General features: G+C 61.8%; 18 protein-coding genes and 1 pseudogene. 8 read left to right on the top strand and 11 right to left on the bottom strand.

What is annotated here, in order from left to right:
- Window positions 1-192: 192 nt before the first annotated feature.
- From glgA to rsmC, 3 genes and pseudogenes are all read right to left on the bottom strand, one after another.
- Window positions 193-1,653 (bottom strand): glycogen synthase GlgA, encoded by a 1,461-nt coding sequence (gene glgA, locus PG887_RS06720; protein WP_270821380.1) that lies wholly within the window; start codon window positions 1,651-1,653, stop codon window positions 193-195.
- Window positions 1,643-2,863 (bottom strand): annotated as a pseudogene (gene glgC / locus PG887_RS06715) (glucose-1-phosphate adenylyltransferase); the annotation flags it as partial. The pseudogene glgC and the gene glgA, both read right to left, overlap by 11 nt.
- 147 nt (window positions 2,864-3,010) lie before the next feature.
- Complete coding sequence (gene rsmC, locus PG887_RS06710) at window positions 3,011-4,039, bottom strand: 16S rRNA (guanine(1207)-N(2))-methyltransferase RsmC (protein WP_270821379.1); 1,029 nt, start codon at window positions 4,037-4,039, stop codon at window positions 3,011-3,013.
- A 278-nt stretch (window positions 4,040-4,317) separates the two neighbouring features.
- Between rsmC and dapA the strand changes: the two genes are divergently transcribed.
- The 3 genes from dapA to PG887_RS06695 all read left to right on the top strand — a co-directional run bounded on the left by dapA (window position 4,318) and on the right by PG887_RS06695 (window position 7,659).
- A complete protein-coding gene (dapA, locus tag PG887_RS06705; RefSeq protein ID WP_039040606.1) occupies window positions 4,318-5,190 on the top strand; it encodes a 4-hydroxy-tetrahydrodipicolinate synthase in 873 nt (290 codons plus the stop codon).
- A gap of 95 nt (window positions 5,191-5,285) precedes the next feature.
- On the top strand, window positions 5,286-6,932 hold the full coding sequence (locus PG887_RS06700) for a sensor domain-containing diguanylate cyclase (protein WP_104454799.1): 1,647 nt from the start codon (window positions 5,286-5,288) through the stop codon (window positions 6,930-6,932).
- Between the two features lie 136 nt (window positions 6,933-7,068).
- Window positions 7,069-7,659, top strand: a complete 591-nt coding sequence (locus PG887_RS06695; protein ID WP_041211731.1) for an HAD family hydrolase — start codon at window positions 7,069-7,071, stop codon at window positions 7,657-7,659.
- A 136-nt stretch (window positions 7,660-7,795) separates the two neighbouring features.
- Here PG887_RS06695 and hfq read toward each other — a convergent pair whose 3' ends face one another.
- Complete coding sequence (gene hfq / locus PG887_RS06690) at window positions 7,796-8,155, bottom strand: RNA chaperone Hfq (RefSeq protein ID WP_039040603.1); 360 nt, start codon at window positions 8,153-8,155, stop codon at window positions 7,796-7,798.
- 176 nt (window positions 8,156-8,331) lie between these two features.
- On the opposite strand from hfq, the gene PG887_RS06685 reads away from it, so the two are divergent.
- The 3 genes from PG887_RS06685 to PG887_RS06675 are packed head-to-tail and all read left to right on the top strand — an operon-like array spanning window position 8,332 to window position 11,811.
- On the top strand, window positions 8,332-9,603 hold the full coding sequence (locus PG887_RS06685) for a paraquat-inducible protein A (protein WP_270821378.1): 1,272 nt from the start codon (window positions 8,332-8,334) through the stop codon (window positions 9,601-9,603).
- Window positions 9,596-11,242: an intermembrane transport protein PqiB gene (pqiB, locus tag PG887_RS06680; RefSeq protein ID WP_069651939.1), complete on the top strand. Its 1,647-nt coding sequence runs from the start codon at window positions 9,596-9,598 to the stop codon at window positions 11,240-11,242. Before PG887_RS06685 ends, pqiB begins: the two co-directional genes overlap by 8 nt.
- On the top strand, window positions 11,242-11,811 hold the full coding sequence (locus PG887_RS06675) for a PqiC family protein (RefSeq protein ID WP_039040600.1): 570 nt from the start codon (window positions 11,242-11,244) through the stop codon (window positions 11,809-11,811). Before pqiB ends, PG887_RS06675 begins: the two co-directional genes overlap by 1 nt.
- Before the next feature lie 54 nt (window positions 11,812-11,865).
- Here PG887_RS06675 and ompA read toward each other — a convergent pair whose 3' ends face one another.
- Both ompA and PG887_RS06665 read right to left on the bottom strand, forming a co-directional pair.
- The gene (ompA, locus tag PG887_RS06670; RefSeq protein ID WP_270821377.1) at window positions 11,866-12,897 is read right to left on the bottom strand and encodes a porin OmpA; all 1,032 of its coding nucleotides are present in this window, start codon (window positions 12,895-12,897) and stop codon (window positions 11,866-11,868) included.
- Between the two features lie 279 nt (window positions 12,898-13,176).
- Window positions 13,177-14,184, bottom strand: coding sequence for an SGNH/GDSL hydrolase family protein (locus tag PG887_RS06665; protein ID WP_270821376.1), 1,008 nt, complete (start codon window positions 14,182-14,184; stop codon window positions 13,177-13,179).
- 235 nt (window positions 14,185-14,419) lie between these two features.
- Between PG887_RS06665 and PG887_RS06660 the strand changes: the two genes are divergently transcribed.
- The gene (locus tag PG887_RS06660; protein WP_039040598.1) at window positions 14,420-14,800 is read left to right on the top strand and encodes a YgiW/YdeI family stress tolerance OB fold protein; all 381 of its coding nucleotides are present in this window, start codon (window positions 14,420-14,422) and stop codon (window positions 14,798-14,800) included.
- 57 nt (window positions 14,801-14,857) lie between these two features.
- Here the strand turns inward: PG887_RS06660 and mltC are convergent, their stop codons facing one another.
- From mltC to PG887_RS06635, 5 genes are all read right to left on the bottom strand, one after another.
- Entirely contained in the window at window positions 14,858-15,961 is a 1,104-nt protein-coding gene (gene mltC / locus PG887_RS06655; protein WP_010675743.1) for a membrane-bound lytic murein transglycosylase MltC, read from the bottom strand.
- 119 nt (window positions 15,962-16,080) lie between these two features.
- The gene (locus PG887_RS06650) at window positions 16,081-16,353 is read right to left on the bottom strand and encodes an oxidative damage protection protein (protein ID WP_010675742.1); all 273 of its coding nucleotides are present in this window, start codon (window positions 16,351-16,353) and stop codon (window positions 16,081-16,083) included.
- Entirely contained in the window at window positions 16,350-17,435 is a 1,086-nt protein-coding gene (mutY, locus tag PG887_RS06645; RefSeq protein ID WP_043152835.1) for an A/G-specific adenine glycosylase, read from the bottom strand. Before mutY ends, PG887_RS06650 begins: the two co-directional genes overlap by 4 nt.
- A gap of 167 nt (window positions 17,436-17,602) precedes the next feature.
- Window positions 17,603-18,286, bottom strand: a complete 684-nt coding sequence (gene exeB, locus PG887_RS06640; RefSeq protein ID WP_043152832.1) for a GspB family T2SS assembly factor variant ExeB — start codon at window positions 18,284-18,286, stop codon at window positions 17,603-17,605.
- Window positions 18,286-19,929, bottom strand: coding sequence for an ExeA family protein (locus PG887_RS06635; protein WP_010675739.1), 1,644 nt, complete (start codon window positions 19,927-19,929; stop codon window positions 18,286-18,288). Before PG887_RS06635 ends, exeB begins: the two co-directional genes overlap by 1 nt.
- Window positions 19,930-20,158: 229 nt before the next feature.
- On the opposite strand from PG887_RS06635, the gene PG887_RS06630 reads away from it, so the two are divergent.
- Window positions 20,159-21,397 (top strand): multifunctional CCA addition/repair protein, encoded by a 1,239-nt coding sequence (locus tag PG887_RS06630; RefSeq protein ID WP_042864904.1) that lies wholly within the window; start codon window positions 20,159-20,161, stop codon window positions 21,395-21,397.
- Window positions 21,398-21,449: the final 52 nt, after the last annotated feature.

The raw sequence follows: 21,449 nt of genomic DNA, 5'->3' as shown, positions 1-21,449 counted from the left end.
AGAGGGACTCGAACCCTCACATCCGTGGGACACTAACACCTGAAGCTAGCGCGTCTACCAATTCCGCCACCTTCGCATCACTGCGGTGGGGGATTCTATAGAGTTTTGGGGGGGCGTCAACAGCCAAAGGGGACTTTTTTCGCTGTTGACGGATAAAGGCGTGCCAAGGGCACAAAACTTCAGCAATCGGCGTCAGACGGTGGCCAGCGCATCCTGATACATCTGTTCGTACAGGATGACGGAGTCTGCCCAGTCGAAGCGGGTGTTCATGGCGTGGTGCTGCACACGGGCAAAACGTGCCGGCTCCTGCAGATAATGGAGCAGGCTGCGGCGCATGGCATCGAGCAAGGTGCTGGCAGTGGGATCGTTGAAGCAGAAACCGGTCGCGTGCGTCGGGTCGGCATCCCAGTCCACGACGGTATCTTTCAATCCGCCGACAGCCCGAACCAGGGGCAGGGTGCCATAGGCCAGACTGTACATCTGGTTGAGCCCGCATGGCTCGAACAGAGAAGGCATCAGGAAGAAGTCGGCGCCGGCCTCCACCAGGTGGGCCAGACGGTCGTCATAGGCCTTGATGAAGGCAAACTTGTCGGGATGCTGCTGGGCAATGCTTTGCAACTGGGCGGCGAGAGAGGGATCACCGGAGCCCACGATCACTACCTGGACCTGATGTTGCAAGAACTTGTCCAGCGCCGGGATGAGCAGGTGTACTCCTTTCTGCTCGGTCAGTCGACACACCATGCCATAGATGGGGAGGTTGCCGACGGGGAGCCCCGTCTCCTGCTGCAGGATGCGCTTGCAGGTGTGTTTGCCATCCAGGTTGTCGGCATCATAGGTGGCGGGCAACAGAGGATCGAAGGCGGGATCCCAGTCCTGATAGTCACAGCCGTTGAGGATGCCACGCAGGTCAGCAGCCCGCTGCTGGAATACGCTGGCCATGCCGTGAGCGCCCAGGTGCGTCAGCAGCTCGCTGGCGTAGTTGGGGCTGACCGCATTGATCTTGTCTGCGTAGAGCACACCGCACTTGAGCAGATTGATGTGACCATAGTCGTAGTTGATGCGCTGCTCGTAGTCGTGGATTTCCGGCACGGCCCAGAACTGCTGGCGATCGAATACCCCCTGAAAGGCCGCGTTGTGAATGCTGATGACCGACCGGGTACGCTGGAAGAAGGGGTTGTGGGCATGACGGGTTTTCAGCAGCAGCGGCAGCAGACCGGTGTGCCAGTCGTTGCAGTGGGCGATGTCGGGAGCGAAACCCAGCTGTTCACACGCATGCAGGGCCGCCGCGGCCAGAAAGGCAAAGCGTTCACCGTTGTCGGGATAGGCCTGGTTGTTCTCGGCATAGAGCTGGGGGCGGTCGAAATAGTGCGGGCAATCGAGCAGATAGACGCAGATCCCGTCCAGTTCCAGCTGATGGATGCGATAGCTGATATCACTGCGATCCTGGGGGGTGGGGAGCCAGCGCGAGGCGAGGAGGGTGGCCTCGTCCCGGCGCTTGATGGTCTTGTAGAAGGGCATAATGATGCGCACATCGTGCCCCTGACGGGCGAGATGCTGCGGCAGGGCCTTGGCCACATCTGCCAGGCCCCCGGTCTTCACCAGCCCCTCAACCTCCGAGGCTACAAACAGGATTTTCAGTGGGTTAATAGCCAACTCTTGCTCCCTTAGGTACCACGACGATACCGCCTTCGGATACGGTAAACCGCTCTCTGTCATGGTCCAGATTCTCACCGATCACGGTGCCGGGTGCAATTTCAACGTTCTTGTCGATGATGGCGCGGCGAATGGAGCAACCTTCGCCGATTTTCACATCCCCCAGCAGCACGGATTCACTGATGTGGCTGCAGGGGCCTATGTTGCAGCGAAATCCCAGTATGGATCGCTGGATCTGGCTGCCCTGAATGAAGCAGCCACCGGAGATCAGGGAGTTGGCGATCTTGACCTTGCAGTCGTCGGTATCGATGAAGGTGGCGGGGGGCAGGGGCGGGTAATGGGTGTGCAGCGGCCACTTGCGATTGTAGAGAGAGAAGGGGGCATCGTCGGCCACCAGGTCCATGTGCGCCTGCCAGTAAGAGTCGAGCGTCCCCACATCGCGCCAGTAGACATTGGGCTTCTCGCCCGGGATCACGTTGGTGCTGTAGTCGTAGACATAGACGGGGGCACGGGGGAACAGGCTGGGAATGATGTCCTTGCCGAAATCGTGACTGGAGTTCTCCTCGGCGGCATCCCGCTTGAGCTCCCGATAGAGGGCCTCGGTCTCGAAGATGTAGTTGCCCATGGAGACCAGGGCCTGGGTGGGGTCGCCGGGGATGTGTTTCGGGTGACGGGGCTTTTCTTCAAAGCCAATCATGCGTCCTTCCTGATCCACCTCGATCACCCCGAAGGCGCTTGCTTCCTCGATGGGCATGCGCAGTGCCGCGACGGTCAGGGCGGCCGCTTTCTGCTTGTGGAAGCTCACCATCTGGCTCACGTCCATCTTGTAGATGTGATCGGAGCCGAAGATGCAGACGTGATCGGGGTCGGAGATCTCGATGAAGCGCAGGTTCTGATAAATGGCGTCTGCGGTGCCGTCATACCAGCGTTTGCCCATTCGCATCTGGGCCGGAATGGGGTCGATGAAGCGATCCGTGATGCCGACGATGTTCCAGCCCTTCTTCATGTGCAGGTAAAGGGACTGGGACTTGAACTGGGTGAGTACATAGATGCGCAGGAAGTCGGCGTTGACGAAGTTGTTGAGCACGAAGTCGATCAACCGGTAACTGCCGCCAAAGGGTACGGAGGGTTTGCTGCGGGTGGTGGTCAGCGGTTGCAGTCGGGTACCTTCACCGCCTGCCAGTATCATGGTGAGTATGCCTGCCATCGTCGTTCTCTCCCTGAGATCATGATGTTGAAAAGGTTTTCATGTCGCTGCGAAAAAAACACCCCTAAAGGGGTGGTAAACGTTTTCTTGGTACCTTAACAGATCCCGTCTGGCACTCTCTACTTGTTTTATTACAACCGTTGCACTTCTTTAAGCTTTGCTCAGATACACCTTGAATTTGGCATCGACCGCGATCACCTCGGTCTGTTTGAAGTGCGCATCGAGTATAGGCTGGTATCGCAGGAAGGCATTGGCGACTATGGTCAGGGCGCCATTTGCGGTCAGGTACTCAGGTGCCTTTGCCAGGAAGGTTTCGGTGGCGGCGTAGAAGGTCTTGAGCCCGGCATGGAAGGGGGGATTCGAGACAATCTGTTGGAATGTTTCGGCAATGTCGGAATAGACATCGGAGGCATGAACACGTCCGCTCAGACCGTTGACCGCCAGGGTTCGGCGGCTGGACTCCAGTGCCAGGGCATTGATATCCACCATGGTGACGGCCAGGGCCGGGTTGCGCTTGGCCAGCACGGAACCGATGACGCCGGCGCCGCAGCCAAAGTCGAGCAGCTTGCCCGTCACGGGGGGGAGGCTCGCCAGCAGCATCTGGGTGCCGAGATCCAGGCCGTCTGCACTGAAGACCCCGGGCAGGGCCATGACGGTCAGGGTGGTGTCGCCTGCCTGGCACTCATAGCGACTGAACCAGGCGTCCAGCTCGAAGGGGACGACCGGTCTGTCGAGCATGCCGTGGTAGAGAGAGCAGCGGCGCGCAGAGTCGCGCTTGATCGGTTTCTCGCCATAAGGTGCCAGCAGCTTGTCTGCCCCGTTGATGCCGCCCCGGTTCTCGCCGGCGAGGAACAGGTCGGCCCCGCTTTCGAGCAGCGGCGTCATCATGGCCAGCAGGTATTGCGCCTCGGCCTTGGCCTTGGGCATCAGCAGCAGCAGGGCATCGAAGCGGGGGGCGCCACCCAGCTGGTGATCGAACAGGATGGCGTCTCCCAGAGCGGCCTGCTGGCTGCGGTAATAGCAGTAATCCGTGGTGAAGACGGTCAGGCTTTGTGCCAGCTCGGCCAGTTGACGAGGATAATCATCCTCCAGGGCACCGCACACCAACAGCCGCTTGCCGACAAAGAGGGCTTGGTTACGTTCCAGCATCTGACTGACGGCACTGACAGGACGGCTCATTGGGTCTCTCCACGCATTTTTGGGCGGCCATTATACATGGCCGCTTTCGCCTTGACATTTATGCCGTGTTCCCGAAATATGCCCAGACGCCTTATTTACCCAGAGATGATGCAATGCGGTCATGCGTATCGAAACGAAAGCATAAACACAGCCTGACAATCGGGCCTGCTGGCGTGCGCGCGTAACCTCTCATCCCTGAGACGATTCAAGCCCCGGTAGCGACTCCCGTACCGGGGCTTTTTATTGACCAATCCATCTGTTTAGGAGAAGGAAATCCCATGTTTCAAGGTTCGATAGTTGCCCTGATTACCCCATTTCGACAGGGCCAGCTGGACGAGGCCGCACTGGCTCGCCTGGTAGAGTGGCACATAGAGCAGGGAACCCATGGCATAGTGCCGGTCGGCACGACCGGGGAGAGCCCGACCCTGACCCACGATGAGCATTGCCGCGTGGTGGAGCTGGTGGTCAAGCTGGTGGCCGGGCGCATTCCCGTGATCGCAGGTGCAGGCTCCAACAACCCGGTTGAAGCCATTGAATACACCCGCTATGCCGAGCAGATGGGAGCGGATGCCACCCTGCATGTGGCCGGTTACTACAACCGCCCCAATCAGGAAGGGCTCTACCACCACTTCAAGGCGGTGCACGACGCCACCACCAAACCCATCATCGTCTATAACATTCCGCCCCGCGCCATCGTTGACGTGCAGCCGGCGACCCTGGCCCGTCTGGCCGAGTTGCCGCGCATTGCCGGCGTGAAGGATGCCACCGGTGATCTGGCCCGCCCCTGGGTTGAACGCCAGCTCATCAAGAAGCCGTTTGCCTGGCTCTCCGGTGAAGACGCCACCGCCGTGGCCTACAACATCGGTGGTGGCCAGGGTTGCATCTCGGTGACGGCCAACGTGGCCCCCAAGCTGGTGGCCGAGGTGCAGAACCTGGCGCTGGCCGGTGAGTGGCAAGCTGCCCGCGAATTGCAGGACAAGCTCATTCCGCTGCACCAGGCCATGTTCGCCGAGCCGAGCCCCGCAGGGGCCAAGTATGCGGTCTCCCTGCTGGGTCTGTGCAGCGAAGAGTGCCGTCTGCCGGTGATGCCGCTCTCCGAGGCCACCCGCGAGCGCATCCGCAGTGCCATGCAGGCATTGAATCTGTTGTAAAAACTGGGCTCTGGATCTCGCTTTTGATTGCCCGGTCAATTAATGGCCGGGCTTTGCCAATATACTCGCTTGGATACAACCAAGGATGATTTGGCATGGAAGAATGGGATCCGGAGCACTTCACCAGTTTTGAACATCTCTGTGAAGTGACCTTGTCTGCGGTCAGGGAAAAAACAGAGGCTGAACAGATCTATCTGTGGCTGCGTGCTCCGACGCCCCAGCTCTATCACTATCGCCCGGAACAGGGTCTGCTCTGCCTGAGCGCTGACATCCTCTCTTCCCTCGAGTTGCCCATCCTCTTCATCGAACGTTCCCTTGCGCTCGGCCAGTTGCTTGTGGAGCCCATCGCGCCGACCCGTGCCATCTGGGAGCGGGAGAGCGTCGAACCCGAGATTCCGCGCCTGCGCGCCAGCTTCCCCCTCAAGCGTCACAAGGGGCTGGAGGCCGTGGTCTATCTGGAAACCCGCCGTCGTCTCGATCGCCTGCCAAGACGCCAGCAACAGAGCATCCAGCTGCTCATGCATTATCTCGCCGCCGAGCTCGAGAGTCGGCGACTCGCGGGACAGGTGGATCTGGAGCGGGATCAGCGGCTCCACACCCAGGCAGACCTCGTGCGCAGCCAGGCCCTGCAGGACTCTTTCCTCAGCATGCTGCAGGCGCTGCATCAGGTGGGGGTCAAGCTCTCCCGCTGCGAGAGCGAGGATCGTTTGCTGCACGACGCGGTGGCACTGGCCCGCCAGGAGTTGCAGTTCGATCGCATCGCCATCTTCCTGACTGACAGTGAATTCAAGACCATGCACGGTACCTGGGGTACCAACGAGGCGGGTGAGCTCATCGACGAGCGCCATTTCATCAGCCTCATTCCGGATCATCCCACGGTGCAGGAGGCGCTGCGTCGCAAGGACTATGTCCTGGTGCTGGAGGACACGCCTCTCTATTACGAGAAGCAGGAGGTGGGTCGCGGCTGGAACGCCATGGTGTCGCTCTGGGACGGGAGTACCCCCATCGGCTGGATCGCCGCCGACAACCTGCTCTGGCGGCGCCCCCTCAAGGCGTATCAGAGCGAGATCTTCAAGCAGTATGCCGCCGTGCTCTCCCAGTTGCTGATCCGCCAGCGCACCCAGGAGAAGCTTGAGCGCTTCAATCGGGAGCTGGAGCTGAGGGTGCAGGAGCGGACCCGGCAACTGGCCGATACCAACCGGGCGCTGGAGGAGGCCAACCGGCGCCTCTCTCTGCTGTCTCTGGAAGATCCCCTGACTGGCATCGCCAACCGCCGCCAATGGGACATCACCATGGAACGGGAGTGGGAGCGGGCTCGCCGCCATCAGGGCGTGCTGGCGGTGCTGATGATCGATGTGGACGAGTTCAAGTCCTACAACGATCACTTCGGTCACGGCAAGGGGGATCAGTGCCTGCAGCGGGTGGCGGCACTGCTGCAGGACACCGAGCGGCGGCGTACCAACCTGGTGGCCCGCTATGGGGGGGAGGAGTTTGTCATCCTGCTGTGTTCACCGCAGCCGGGAGAGGCGGAGCGGCTGGCGGAGCAGATCCACCACGGCCTTGACGCCTTGCAGATTCCCCATCCGGCCTCCCGGGTGGCGGCGACACTCACCGTCAGCATCGGGTTCAGCTATCTGGTCCCGTCATCAGACAAGGAGTGGCAAACCCTGACCGAGCAGGCGGATCAGGCGCTCTATCACGCCAAATCCCAAGGGCGTGCCTGTACCCTGGCATATCGCTGACACCTGCGTGGGGGCTGCCTCCTGGCATCGCCCTGTATAAATGAGGTGGCAAGCGTTTCTCGCCATCTGGCGCATGGCGATGCGCCCGCGCTCTGGCTAGAATGGGGGCCCATTTTTCACAGACAGATCCTGCACCATGACCCTATCCGGATTTCAAGGCCTGGTTTTCGACCTCGACGGCACTCTGGTGGACTCCATGCCCTTGCACCTGGCCGCCTGGGAGCACACCGCCCGCGAGTTTGGCTTTCGGTTCGACGCCGACTGGTTTTATGAGCTGGGAGGCATGCCCAGCCGCAAGATAGCCCTGCTGGTGGCCGAAGTGCAGCAGATCGCGCTGGATCCCCTGGTGGTGACACGCTGCAAGACCGAACACTATGTCGCCAACCTGCACAAGGCCACCCCCTTCCCGGCCATGCTGGATCTGGTGGAACGCTATCACGGCCGGATCCCCATGGGCATAGGGACAGGCTCTCCCCGTATCAATGCCGAAGCGGTGCTGCGCAACACAGGGCTGGATCGGTATTTCCCCGTGGTGGTCACCGCCGACGACGTGGAGCTGCACAAACCCCATCCAGACACCTTCCTGCTGGTGGCGCGACGCCTGGGGGTCGAGCCCGGTCAATGTCTGGTGTTCGAGGACACGGGCATAGGCGCACAGGCCGGTGAAGCGGCCGGCATGCAGGTCTGCATGGTCAGAGAGGGAAAACCGGTCGGGTTGACCTACTGAGTGACGAAGACGAGCGGGTCAACAACCGGCTCGGGAGAGAAGCCCCACTCTCATACGGGACAGGCGAAACATGAGAGTGGGGAGCAAATGTCACTGGCTGACGCAGCGACACCATCAGGATGGGCGGGGGCGAGATTTACTGCTCGCTGCCACCACCCTGGTTGTCGTCATAACGGCTGGGGGCGCCATGGGGGCGCGGTGCCATGGAAACCCGTGGCTTGCGGGCCCGCTGGATGCTGACGGCAGGACGGCCGGAGTGCATGGCAATGGTGGAAATCTTGGCCTTGTAGACCAGTTGCTGATTGCCATGGGCATCGGTCAACAGCACGCTGTACTGGTCAAAACCGCTGATGGTCCCCTCCAGCTTGATGCCGCTCACCAGGAAGATGGCGACCTGGCTACGGTTTTTGCGCAACCAGTTGAGGGCAGAATCTTGCCCGTTCCCGAGGGAGAAGGCCTGCTCGATAGTGGAGTAGCTTGGGGATTCAGTTGTCATAAATTATTGTCCCGCGGAAAAAAAGTGGCGTTTGATTGTGCTAAATGGTCACTGCCTTGTCAAAGTCATTCTCACACCCGGGCAGGATGAACAACGACAGGGCTGGTCGGCAGGGGCCGCTGCTGCAATAATTGGCGGCTCTGGCCCCGTGGCGGGCCTCATGCTGGGGTCTTATCTTGCATCCGGTTTCACACCAACATCCACCCACCTATACCCATGACGCGACCGCCTGCGAAGAGTGTGACCTGCTGGTGCCGGCCACCGAGCTGGCCGTGGGGGAGACGAGCAGTTGTCCGCGCTGCGGCCATACCCTGACTCGTCATCTGCCGGAGCAGGAGCGCAGGCCCATCGCCTATGGCTTTGCGGCCATCATCATGTTCGTGCTCTCCAACGCCTTTACCTTCATGTCGTTCTCGGCCAAGGGGGTGGGGCAGGAGATGACCTTCCTGCAGTGCATCACCACCCTGGTGGATCAAGGCTACCTGTTCCTCGGGGCCGTGCTGAGCATTACCCTGATCGGGTTGCCGCTGGTCTATATCGGCTCCATCATGCTGGTGCTGTGGCGCCTGGACAAGGGTCTGCACAGCAAGGCCCTGCGCTCCCTTGGCCGCCTGCTGTGCCGGATCAAGCCCTGGCTGATGGTGGACGTCTTCCTCATCGGCGTGCTCATCTCGCTGGTCAAGCTGATGGGGATGGCCGACATCAAGATGGGGCTGTCGTTCTGGGCCTTTGTTGGCTACACCCTGCTGCTCATCAAGATGATCTCCTCCCTGGATCGGATGTGGCTGTGGCAGCGGCTGTTCGGCCCGACGGCGGCGAGGGAGCTGGATCCCGAAGAGAGCGCCCTGGCGTGCGGTCTGGTGGGCTGTCACATCTGCGGCGCCCTGAACGAGCAGGATGCCCATAGTTGCGTTCGCTGCGGGGATCACCTGCACAGCCGCAAGCCGGGTGGTCTGAACCGCACCTGGGCCCTGCTGATCACCTCGGTGATCCTCTATGTTCCAGCCAACCTTTATCCCATCATGGACACCGTGTTCCTGGGGGATGACAGCCCCTCGACCATCATGGGCGGGGTGGTGCTGCTGTGGGCCATGGGCTCCTACCCCATTGCCGCCGTCATCTTCTTCGCGAGCGTGGTGGTGCCGCTGGTGAAGATCCTGGCGCTGCTGTGGCTCTGCTACGTGGTGCAGCGCGGCCAGGGGGCATCTCCCCTCGGCAAGCTCAAACTCTATCGCATGACCGAATTTGTGGGGCGCTGGTCGATGATCGACGTCTTCGTGGTGGCCATCCTGGCCGGTCTCATCCGGCTCGACAATCTGATGACCATCTACCCTGGCCCTGCGGCCGTCGCCTTTGCCGGGGTCGTACTGGTCACCATGGTGGCTGCCATGAGTTTCGATTCCCGCCTGATCTGGGATTTACAACAAGGAGAACGCGAACGTGAGTGAGCGTAAGACAAGGTGGAAACCGGGCTCTGATTTCATGAGTTCGGCTGCCGCTATCTGGATGGTGCCCTTGCTGGCGCTCTTCATCGGCGCCTGGATGCTGTTCCAGCATTGGTATTCACAAGGGCCGAGTTTCACCCTGACGGTGGCGACCGCCGAGGGCATAGTGGCAGGCAAGACGGTGATCCGTTCTCGTGAAGTGGAGGTGGGCCGTATCGAGACGGTGGAGCTCAGCGAGGACTATAGCCATGCCGTGCTCAAGGCTCGCCTGACCAATGCCGCCGCCGGCATGCTCAAGAAAGACAGCCAGTTCTGGGTGGTCAAGCCCAGGGTCGGGCGTGAGGGCGTTTCCGGTCTTGGCACCTTGCTCTCCGGTGCCTATATCGAGCTTTCTCCCGGCAAGAAGGGCAGGGCGCGAAGCGAATACGCCATGCTGGACAGGCCACCCCTGGCATCCCTGGATGCCAAGGGATTGCGGCTCTCCCTGTCCAGCCGGGATGCCAACGCGCTGGGCGCGGGTTCCCCCATCAGCTATCAGGGATTCACCATCGGCCAGGTCGAAGAGGCCAAGTTCCTGCCCGAGAAGAGCGAGATGCAGTACCAGCTCTTCATCAACGCGCCTTATGACGTCCTGGTGAGCAGCAACTCCCGGTTCTGGTTGACGCCCGGCTTCGAGGTCTCCATGAGCAGCGAGGGGATGAAGGTGAAGATGGACTCGCTGGAGAGCCTGATCAACGGCGGCATCACCATGGGGCTGCCTCCCGGCTGGCTGCCGGGGGAGCCGGTGAAACAGAACGACGAGTTCGTGCTGTTCAAGGACGAGGAGAGCGTGCTGGCCGGTAGCCTGGATCAGTTCATCGACTATGTCTTCCTGTTCGACAATGATGTGGGCGGGCTGCATCCCGGCGCGGCGGTACAGTATCGCGGCATCCGGGTCGGTACTGTCATCTCGGCTCCCTATCTCATCGACGACAAGGGCGTCCAGCTGTTCAAGAGCCGACAGATCCCGGTGTTGGCGCGCATCGAGGTGCAGCGTCTCTCCCACCGTTATGCCAATGCGGAGAAGGAGCAGTGGCGGGCCCTGTTCAACAAGCAGTTCAAGGAAGGGCTGAGGGCCAGCCTCAAGACCGCCAGCCTGCTGACGGGGGGCAAGGTGATCGATCTGAACTTCTATCCGGATGCGCCTGTCTATCAGCCGCTCAAGATGGCGGGCTATCAGGTCTTCCCGACTGCCCAGGCCGGGCTGGATCAGATCGAACGCAAGGTGAACCTCATCCTCGACAAGTTCGTCGACATGGACATGGCCACCACCCTTACTCAGGTCAACAGCACCCTGATGACACTGGACAAGACGCTCAAGCATGTCAGTGCCGTGAGTGCGAATCTGGAGCAGTTTACCGGCCAGCAGTCGACCCAGCAGTTGCCGGCCTCCCTCAACCAGAGCCTCAAGCAGTTGCAGGAGACGTTGCAGACCTATGATGCCGGTTCCCAGACCAATCAGGAGCTGCGCCAGTCGGTGCAATCCCTCAACCAGCTGATGAGCGAGTTGCAACCTCTGGTCCATTCACTGAACGAGCAGCCGAGTTCGCTGATCTTTGACCGCGCTCGTCCGCGGGATCCCGAGCCCAAGCGAGGAAAATGATGAAAAAACGGATGATGACGCTGGCCTTGCTGGGCCTGCTGGCGGGATGTGGCAGTGCACCGACGACGCTGCATTACTATTCGCTGGATGCCGACACGGCGCCGTCGAGTGTCACCACGGCGCAGCCGCAGCACCAGTTGGTGCTGCGCCCCGTCGCCCTGTCCGGTCAGCTTGACCGGATGAGCCTGGTCTATCAGCTGGAGGGCAAGGAGCTGCACTTTGCCGAGTACCATCGCTGGGCAGGTTCCCTCGATGCCCAGTTGAACCAGTTGACCCTCAATGGCCTCTCCAGCCGCTTGCCTGGCTGGGTGGTGCGTCAGGACGGGGCCCGCAAGGGGCCTGTGCTGAGCATCTCGGTCGAGCGTTTCCAGGGGCGGCACGACGGCCGCGCCCTGCTCAGCGGTCGCTGGCGCCTGCTGACGGAGGAGGGGGTCGTGTTGAGAGATGTTCCCTTCCAGCAGGAGCGGGTGCTGCCTGCCGATGGGTATGGCGCCCTGGTGAACGAGCTGGGGCAGGGCTGGCAACTGTTGCTCGATCAGATTGCGGCGGATGTGCGCACGCGCATCTGAGGAAGCATAAAAAAGACGGGAGGCCATGGCCTCCCGTTTTGTTTGGGGTCGTCGTTATTGCTGTACTTCCGAGACGCCCTGTACCTTGACCTCTACCCGGCGATCCGGGGCCAGGCAGACGATCAGCTCACGCTTGGATTTGCTGGTGCAGCTGTCGCCGGTGACGGGAGACTGCTTGCCACGCCCTTCCACATTGACCTTGCCGGCGGGCAGCCCCTTGCCAATCAGGTAATCGGCCACGGTCCGGGCACGCTGCTCGGACAACTTCTGGTTGTAGACCTCGGAACCGATGCGGTCGGTATAGCCGATGACGGTGGCCGACCCGTCTTTGGGCCTGGCCTCTTCAATCTGGCTGTAGAGGGTATCCAGCGCCTGCCCGGCCTGGGGCTTGAGGGTGGCCTTGTTGAAGTCAAACAGCACGTCCGAGCTCAAGGTGAACTGCTTGTCGACCATCACGGGCTCGGGCGCGGGGGCGGGAGCTGCGACCGGCAGAGCCGGTGCAACCTGACCGAAGCGGTAGACGGCGGCCAGGGAGAGCAGGCCGTTGTCCATGCGCAGGCCGGTATCGTCACGGCTGCCATACGGGGTGCTGTACTGGTATTCGAGGCGGGCTGCCCAATCCAGGCTCAGGGCATACTCCGCACCGAGCGCGCCGACGAAGGTGAAGCGGCTGTCGTTTTCCAGCTGATCGCTGTCGGTCCAGCCATAGCCGCCCCCGACACGGCCGTAAAGGTCCAGATTGTCCGCAACCGGGAAGCCCAGTTTCAGCGTGAGCTGGGCCAGCTGGGCTTGCACGGAGTCATTGAAGGCCGCGCCATTGCGGGTGCCGCTGTACTTGAGCTTGCCAAGGTAGTCATAACCGAGTTCTACACCCAGATTCTGGTTGATCTGGTAACCGGCGAACGCACCGGCGCCGACTTCATCGTCGTCTTTGTCGGTGATGGCGATGGCGTTGCTTTCATCGACACCGTAGAAGTTGGACCAACCCAGTTTGGCACCGCCATACCAGGTGTTGTCTTGTCCGGCTGCCTGGGCGTTGGCCGCAAGCAAGCCTGAAACCAGCAAGGTAATCAGTGTTTTGTTCATAGATGCCTCTGCAATCTTGTGTGTGGGGAGCGCGAATTCATGTCGCCTCGCCTCGTGGGTTGGGCCTGTGTTCGACCACAACACGTTTAAACGTAGCTCGCTTTTCTCGATCTACAAGCAACTGATATAAAACATATTGTGATATCCATCTGCATCATAGTGGAGACAGAAGACCGCCGGGGAACCGTGACTCGAATCTGTGATGGGTGTCATATGGGGTTGCTTGCCCTTGTGGGCAAGAGGGCCGGCGAAGCGCCGGCCCTGGCAGGATGGCCTCCGTTATCGAGGGAGGAATTCGTACTCCTGTTCGATGAAGGCGGCAGCCCGCTCGCTCAGGGCGGCGTGTACCACTGTGGTGGGGTGGACCTGGTCCCAGAACATCTTGCCTTCACAGTTCAGCTCGCTCGCACTGCGGCGCGCCATGGGCGTTGCGACGGCCTGAGCAAGCAGAGGGTTGCCGGCGATGGCAAGGCGCTCCTCGGGATTGAAGGGGGCCAGCCGACTGTCGGTGGCGGCGCTGCGGGAGGCGAACGGCTTCCACACATAGCCGCCGCCGTAGCAGGCGTTCTCGGTGTCGCTCAGGCCGAAGTTCTGCGGCTCGCGCAGCATCTCGGCGAACTGCTTGTCGATCTCGAACAGCTTGACGATGCCGGTGGGTGCCAGCTGGCGTGCCAGGTTCAGCAGCAACTGGTTGTGGTAGGCGGAGACATGGCTGGCCGCCTCGACCACCTTCTGGCTGCGGGCCGAGGGGTTCTGGCCCAGATCAGGCAGGTTGAACAGCAGAATCTGCCTGGCACCGTTCAATACCATGCGGTTGGCCGTATCGCTGATGGCGTCGCGCACCCGCTTGGCATCCTGCTCGGTGTTCCAGCCATAGGCAAGGTAGTCGTTGGCACCGACCCAGAGGATCACCAGATCATCGGGCTTGAAGCCATCCTTTTGCAGGAACTGGGTCACCTCGTAGTCCAGGTTGTTGATGACCTGATACTTGGGGTTCCAGGAGATCTTGTTGTAGGCCACGGCAGTGGCGCCCCCTTCAGCCTCGTTGGCGATGGCGAGGCCCGGGAAGTGCTGGGTGAGCTGCTCCAGCCAGACCGGGCCGTTGGAGAAGCGGCCCTGATGGTAAGGCGGGCTGGAGGGGAGGTAACCGCGCATCTTGTCGTACATCTTGCCGGTGTCGGAGAGGCTGTCGCCGAACATCACGATGCGGGAGAAGGGGGGACGCGTCTCGGCGGCATGGGCCGTGAGGGCGAAGAGTCCCAATAAACACAAAAGCCATTTTTTCATGTAGCTGTTCTCATGGATGGGGCAGGACGGGCCTGCGGGCTGTTCCTCGATGGCGGCGGGCTGGGAACCCGCATGGCCAGGTGAAAAAGGTATCCACTCGAATACATTATTGCAGCATGCCGTGGCCATTTAATCGCTTGCGATCACATCACTCCTCCCTGAATGGGGAGGCTTCACGTTTGTTTCACGCGCCCCCGGGCAAGATGCCCTCATACCGCAAAGACAGGAGCATGAAATGAACAACGCAAAAGCAATCGCCCTGGTGGCCCTGATGTCCGTCTCTTCTTTCGCCATGGCGGCCTACACCGGCCCCAAGGAGCAGAACAAGGTATCGGTCGCCCAGTTGAAAGACGTGGCCGATGATCAGTGGGTGACCCTGGAAGGCAAACTGGTCAAACACCTGGGTGGCGAAAACTACCTGTTCCGTGACGACAGCGGCGAGGTGGAAGTGGAGGTGGACGGTGACGTGTGGCGCGGTACCGAGGTGGGCCCTGACGATCTGATCCGCGTGCGCGGCGAGGTGGACCACAGCTGGAACAAGACCGAAGTCGAGGTGGAACACCTGGAGAAGGTGGGAGCAGCGCCCCTGAGCAAGGGCGGCTTTATCGCCAAGTAAGCTTTCTGGCCACAGTAAATGGGAAGGGCGCTCCGGGAGCGCCCTTCTTGCATGCCATCAGCCAGCCCGGCTTGCGACGGTTCGCTTGAACCCCTTCTCGGCCTGATTGACCTTGTAGAGATAGCGGCGAGCCTCTGCCTTGGGATGCTGTTCGGTCAGCACCTGATAGACGGCCTCGGGGGAGAGGCGGTTGATCATGCCGGGGGCCGCCTTGCGATCGTTGGAGAAGGTGTTGAGCACCCCTCCCGCACCACCGTTGTAGGCGGAGATAACCGCATAGCGGCGGGACTGGGGATCCTGGATATCCGCCAGATAGACGGTCTGCAGCAGGTGCAGGTAGGCGGTCCCCACATCGATGTTGTAGGCCGGATTGAACAGATCTTCCCTGGTCGGCTGGCCATCCTTGCCCTTGACCCTCACATAGACATCCCGCCCAGCGGTAGCCGGGATCACCTGCATCAGGCCATAGGCGTTGGCGTGGCTGACCGCATAGGGGTTGAAGCTGCTCTCGGTCTTGATCACCGCGTAGATGAGACTCTCGGCGACCCCGTACTTGCGGGAGGCATCGCGGATGATGCTGGCGTATTTGTAGCCGCGCCTGTCTTCGTGGTTGGCCACCATGGGAATGTCGATGAAGAAGATGTTGCGGATCCCGAGGGTGCGCTTCTTCATCGCGTTGGCGATCAGATAGTCGGCATAACGCTCTGCACGCCAGCTGGAGCGGATCGCTTGTCCCTGGTTGTCCAGCACCTGGCCATAGAGGAAGGGCTCGCCACCTGGCATGATCTCACGGTCCGAATAGAGGTCGACCTCTGCCGGATCATCCGGGGTCAGCAGGGTTTCGATGATGGCGCGACGCAGGTGGGCACGGGGATCCAGACCCGAGACGGTCTCCACCATGATGTGACCGCTGGAGAAATCGATGTGGGCGCGGCTCTTGTACTGATCCGTGTATTTGACGTAGTCAAACTTGCCCGCGAACAGCGCCTCGCGCCCCCATATCTCGTTCACGTTATGGGAGAGCGCACTGATCATGTGTTCAAAACCGCGCACGTCCTTGCCGTTGACCAGATCATCATCGCCACTCCCGCTGGTCTGGGGTGTGGATGAACAGGCAGAGAGAAACAGCAGGGCGCACAGCAGCCCAAAAAAACGACCCATAAGATCCTCAAACCGGGCGGTAGGGCCGCCCGTCACTGACTGGCCTGAGCCAGGATTGGTGTCACCCTGCGGCATATTGACGACTCAGGGGGACGCTGGCCCTTTGACTCGATTCCCGCTCACTGGCTGGGAGGGGTGTAGCCGTCGATCTGGACTTCACCCGCGTCGAACAGATAGCTGACCATCTCTTTTTCCAGCAACTGGCGGTGCTCGAGATTCATCATGTTCAGCTTCTTCTCGTTGATCAGCATGACCTGCTTCTTCTGCCACTCGGTCCAGGCTTCCTTGCTGATGTTGTCGAAGATCCGCTTGCCGAGTTCACCGGGGTAGAGTTGGAAATCGAGACCCGGCGCTTCTTTCTTCAGGCGCAGGCAAAATACGGTACGGCTCATGTTGACCTCTGTGGTTGCAAGTCTGGTTGTAAGTCCGGGTAGGCGAGCAGACGGGCCGTGGCCGCCGCCAATCCCACCTCGGCAGGATGGCGTAAGTTATACCAGAGTCGGGTATCCGCTTCCATGAGCAGGGGGGCGGGCGGAACAGCCATTTCGATCAGCAAAGGGCGGATATCGAGGTGGAAGTGGCTGAAAGTGTGACGAAATCCAGCGAGCTCCTGATAGGCGGCATCCTCCAGCCCCAACTCCCGCAGTCGTCCGGTCACCTCGGTGAGGGATTCCACCTGCGGGAAGCAGTAAAGCCCGCCCCAGATCCCTTGCGGCGGACGCTTCTCCAGCAGCAGCTGATCGCCGTGGCGGATGATCAGCATAATGCCGTTGCGTGCCGGAATGCTCTTCTTCGGCTTGCTGTGAGGGTAGGAGGTGGGGTTGCCCTGCGACAGCCCCTGGCAATCGGCCTGCACCGGGCAGCGCTCGCAGGCGGGCTTGCTGCGGGTGCAGACGGTGGCCCCCATGTCCATCATGGCCTGGTTGTACTGGGCCACCCCGACGCGCGGGGTGAGGCGGGTCGCCAGCTCCCAGAGATCGTGCTCGACCTGCTTCTGGCCCGGCCAGCCCGCCAGCGCCAGCCAGCGGGTGAGTACCCGCTTCACGTTGCCATCCAGGATGGCGTGGGGCTGGCCCAGAGAGAGGGAGAGCACGGCCCCGGCGGTGGAGCGACCGATGCCGGGCAGGGCCATCACCTCTTCCAGTTGTTCCGGAAAGAGGCCGCCGTACAGATCGCGGATCTGCTGGGCAGCCTTGTGCAGGTTGCGCGCGCGCGCGTAGTAGCCAAGCCCGGTCCAGTGATGCAGCACCTCGTCGATGGGGGCGTTGGCCAGGGCCAGCACGTCGGGGAAGCGGGCCATGAACCGCTCGTAATAGGGGATGACAGTGGCAACCTGGGTCTGTTGCAGCATGATCTCGGAGACCCAGACCCGGTAGGGGGTCTTGTCCTGCTGCCAGGGCAGGGTCTTGCGGCCGTGGATCTGGTACCAGTCCAGAATGCGGGTGGCGAAAGTGGTGTTGTCTGAGTGGCTCACAGTGTGCTCATGTTCTGATGATAAGTCCGCCCGCCATCAGGAGGGCGATCCCCGACCCGGTGCATGGCAAAGGTCGAGTGTAGGTTATTGATTAAAAAGGGGAGCTCTCGGGCTCCCTCAGAATGGGCGGTGACCCTCCCGGGGGAGGGCCACTGGATGCCGGCAGATCAGCCGCGCCAGTCTTGCAGCGCCTTGAGGCTGGCATACTGGCCGCCGACCTGCAGGACGATGTAGTCCTGGGCGATGGCTGCTAGGATGACACCGGGGGCGATCTCATTGCCCTCGCGCCACTCCCGTCCATTGAGCACGACGGCCCGCTTGGCAGAGTCGGAGGAGTAGTTGTGGGCACCATAGGTCAGGGACGGTACCTGCTGTTTCAGGGCCGGGGCCAGGGCGCCGAGGGGGATGGCACTGGTCTGGACCTGAGCCTGGGGCGCACTCTCTTCCACCAGCGGCGTGTTGTTGAGGGCGGCCATCAGCCGTTCTGCCAGACTCTGTCCCCCCTGGTTTGCGGTAGTCGCAGCCGGGGTTGCGGCAGGTCTTGGAGCGACCACGGGCTCCGGCAGGGGGGGCGGCAGCGGCCGGGTGATCATGGGCCTGGGTTCGACCCGCACGAAGGGGGGAGTCACCACTTCCTTCACTTCGACCTGCTGTTCCACGGGTTTGAGGTGATAGAGGTGCCAGCCATAGTTGGCTGCGGCGCCCATCACCAGGGCCAGGGGCACCAGGGCCCACCAGATCCAGTGGCGGTTGGGCTCCTCTTCCTGGCTCACGGGCAGACCCATGAGCGGCATATGGGGGGTGAACTGGGGCTGGTCGGCCCGGCGCAGGGCCTTGAGCAGGGTGGACATCAGGAGGCCTCCTCGACCATGGGGTCCGTCTCATCATCTGCCACGCTGTCGAGATCGACCGGCGTGCTGGCTCGCAGGGATTCATCCTCCAGCCTGGGCATGGGTTCGCCGGAGGCCACATTCAGCCGCAGCAGGGTGTTGCTGCCGGCGATGCCGTCCGGGGTCAGTCCCTGCTCGCGCTGGAACTGTTGCAGCTTGTTCTTGAGGGTGGCATCGAAGCGGCTCACCTTGCGATCGGGTTGCTGCATGGCGCGGCTAAGGGCGTTGTCCAGCCACTGCACCTGGGCAGCCCCGGCATTGCTCGCTATCAGGGGCACGTTGCCCCTGGGCATGCGCCAGAGCAGGGTGTAGCTGCCGCCCCAGGCGTCGGAGAGCCACTGCCTGTCCACCTGCCAGCTCTGGTTGCCGATGAGCAGGGAAGCCTTGTCCGCCCCCAGGCTGACCAGGGTGGCGTAATAGAGGCCGCCGGTCTCGTCGGTGAGACTGATGAGGGCCGGGTATTGCAGCGCCTGCAATTGTGCCAGGGAGGCTTCTCCCTCCTGGCAGCGCAGGCCCGCACGGGGGGCATTGTCGCAGGTTGCCTCCTCCAGCTCGGCCTGGTAGCCCCATACCTTGTAGAGATTCTGCATGGCGACGTCCGGCTCCAGCGCCTGATTGATGGCGCGGGTCAGCTGGGCTTGCTGCTCCGGCGTGTCATCCACCTTGACCGGTACCTCGACCTTGACCAGGGGGCGGGCTGGGAAGAATCCGAAGAATTGCCAGCCCCACCAGCCGGTGGCGACCAGCAGGGCGCCCACCAGGGCGACCGTGAGGCCGGATTGCCAGCTTCCCTCGTCGCGAATGCCGCTCACCTCATACGCGGACTGGCTGATGTCCCCGTGCACTATCTTGTGGCTGCCACGGGCGAAGGCGGCGATGAGGGCGCGGTCGCAGATGAGGTTGATGAGACGGGGAATGCCCCCGGAGAGGCGATGCAGGGTCTGGATGGCCCTGGGGGTGAAGATGGGCTGGACGCAGCCTGCCACCTGCAACCGGAAGCGGACATAGGCATCCACATCCTGGCGCGACAGCGGCAGCAGGTGATAGCGGGCGGTGATCCGCTGCGCCAGCTGGCGCAACAGGGGCTGGCGCAGCATCTGTTGCAGCTCGGGCTGGCCGATGAGCACCACCTGCAGCAGTTTCTTCTCGTCTGTCTCCAGATTGGTGAGCAGTCGCAACTGCTCCAGCACGCCGGGCAGCAGGTGCTGGGCTTCATCCACCAGCACCACGCTGCGCTTGCCTGCCGCCAGATTCGCCAGCAGATGATCCCGGATAAGGTCGAACAATTGCTTGAGGCTGGCCTCTTCGCCGTAGGGCAACTGGAATTCGTCGCAGATGGCGGCCAGCAGATCCCGCTCGGTCAGAGAGGGATTGAGGATGTAGGCGATCTCGGTGTCGGCGGGCAATTGCTGCAGCAGGCAGCGGGAGACGGTGGTCTTTCCCGTACCCACTTCCCCGGTCAGCAGCACGAAGCCGCCACCGTCCTGCAACCCGTAGTTGAGGTGGGCGAGGGCCTCCCCGTGACGCTCGCTCATATAGAGGTATTTGGGGTTGGGCGAGATGGAGAACGGGGGCTCCGACAGACCGAAGAACTGTGTGTACATAAGGATCCATTCCATTGTTATGGGCGGCAGGTTAAAGCCTCCCAAAAGGGATGTCAAAGACCCGGATACCATAAGGGGAGCTGGCTCGAACCACGGGCTGAGTCGCCCGGGACGATGGCGGGAAGCAGCCGCCCGGCCGAGTGATGGAGAGCCCGGTGCGACGGGTGCACATCGTCTCTCTTAGCCAAAAGCGGTATCATCGGGGCAAGTTTATCGAGGGAGAGTGCGCGTGCAGATTTATCTGGTCGGAGGGGCGGTGCGGGATCGCCTGTTGGGATTGCCCCAGGGGGACAGGGATCACCTGGTGGTCGGCGCCACGGTGGAGCAGATGCTGGGTCTCGGATTCACCCAGGTGGGCCGAGACTTTCCGGTCTTTCTTCACCCCAAAACCCAGCAGGAGTACGCCCTGGCGCGCACCGAGCGCAAGCAGGGGCAGGGTTACACCGGCTTCGTCTGCCATGCCGCCCCCGAGGTGACGCTGGAGCAGGATCTGCTGCGCCGGGATCTCACCATCAACGCCATCGCCGAAGATGAGGATGGGCAACTGCACGATCCCTACGGCGGCGTGCAGGATCTGGAGGCGCGGTTGCTGCGCCATGTCTCGCCGGCCTTTGCCGAGGATCCTCTGCGCATCCTGCGGGTGGCGCGCTTCGCCGCCCGTTTCCATGCCCAGGGGTTCGTGGTGGCCCCCGAGACGCTGGGGCTGATGCGCGAGATGACGGAGGCTGGAGAGCTGGCCCATCTGACCCCGGAGCGGGTCTGGAAGGAGCTGGAAAAAGTGCTGCTGGGGTCGACACCCCAGATCTTCTTCGAGGTGCTGCGCGAATGCGGCGCACTCAAGGCGCTCTTCCCCGAGCTCGATGCCCTGTTCGGTGTGCCGGCACCTGCCAGATGGCACCCGGAGATCGACACCGGCATCCATACCATGATGGTGCTGGCGCAGGCATGTCGTCTCTCCCCCGAATTGACCGTGCGCTTCGCGTCCCTCTGCCACGACTTTGGCAAGGGGCTGACTCCGCCCGCCTTCTGGCCGAGCCATCACGGCCATGGTCAGAAGGGGTTGCCGCTCATTCGGGATTTTTGCGAGCGCTTCCGGGTGCCGAACGAGTGTCGCGATTTGGCCCTGCTGGTGAGCGACCTGCACACCCATATCCACATTGCCTTCGAGCTCAAGCCCGCGACCCTGCTCAAGGTATTCGACAAGGCCGATGCCTGGCGCAGACCGGAGCGCTTTGCCCAGCTGCTCGATGCCTGTCGCGCCGACTTCCACGGTCGTACCGGCTTCGAAGAGAAGGTCTACAGTCAGCCGGACTATGTCGCTCAGGCCCTGGAGGCGGCGCAGGCTGTGCCGGTCAAGGAGATAGTGGCGGCCGGCTTCAAAGGGGAGGCAATCCGCGAGCAGCTTGCCAAGCGGCGGCTTGATGCCATCAGCCGGGTGCGCGACGAGTGGACCTTCATCGAGGAGTAAACGCCGCAGCCGATCGACGCTCAATCGACGGCGTAATATGGGCGAAGCATAA

Origin of the sequence: Aeromonas sp. QDB14, from assembly GCF_027707845.1 — a bacterium.
GTDB classification, from domain to species: domain Bacteria; phylum Pseudomonadota; class Gammaproteobacteria; order Enterobacterales; family Aeromonadaceae; genus Aeromonas; species Aeromonas caviae.
Note: the sequence above shows the minus strand (reverse complement) of the source record. Positions and strands in the feature narration are given on the sequence as shown.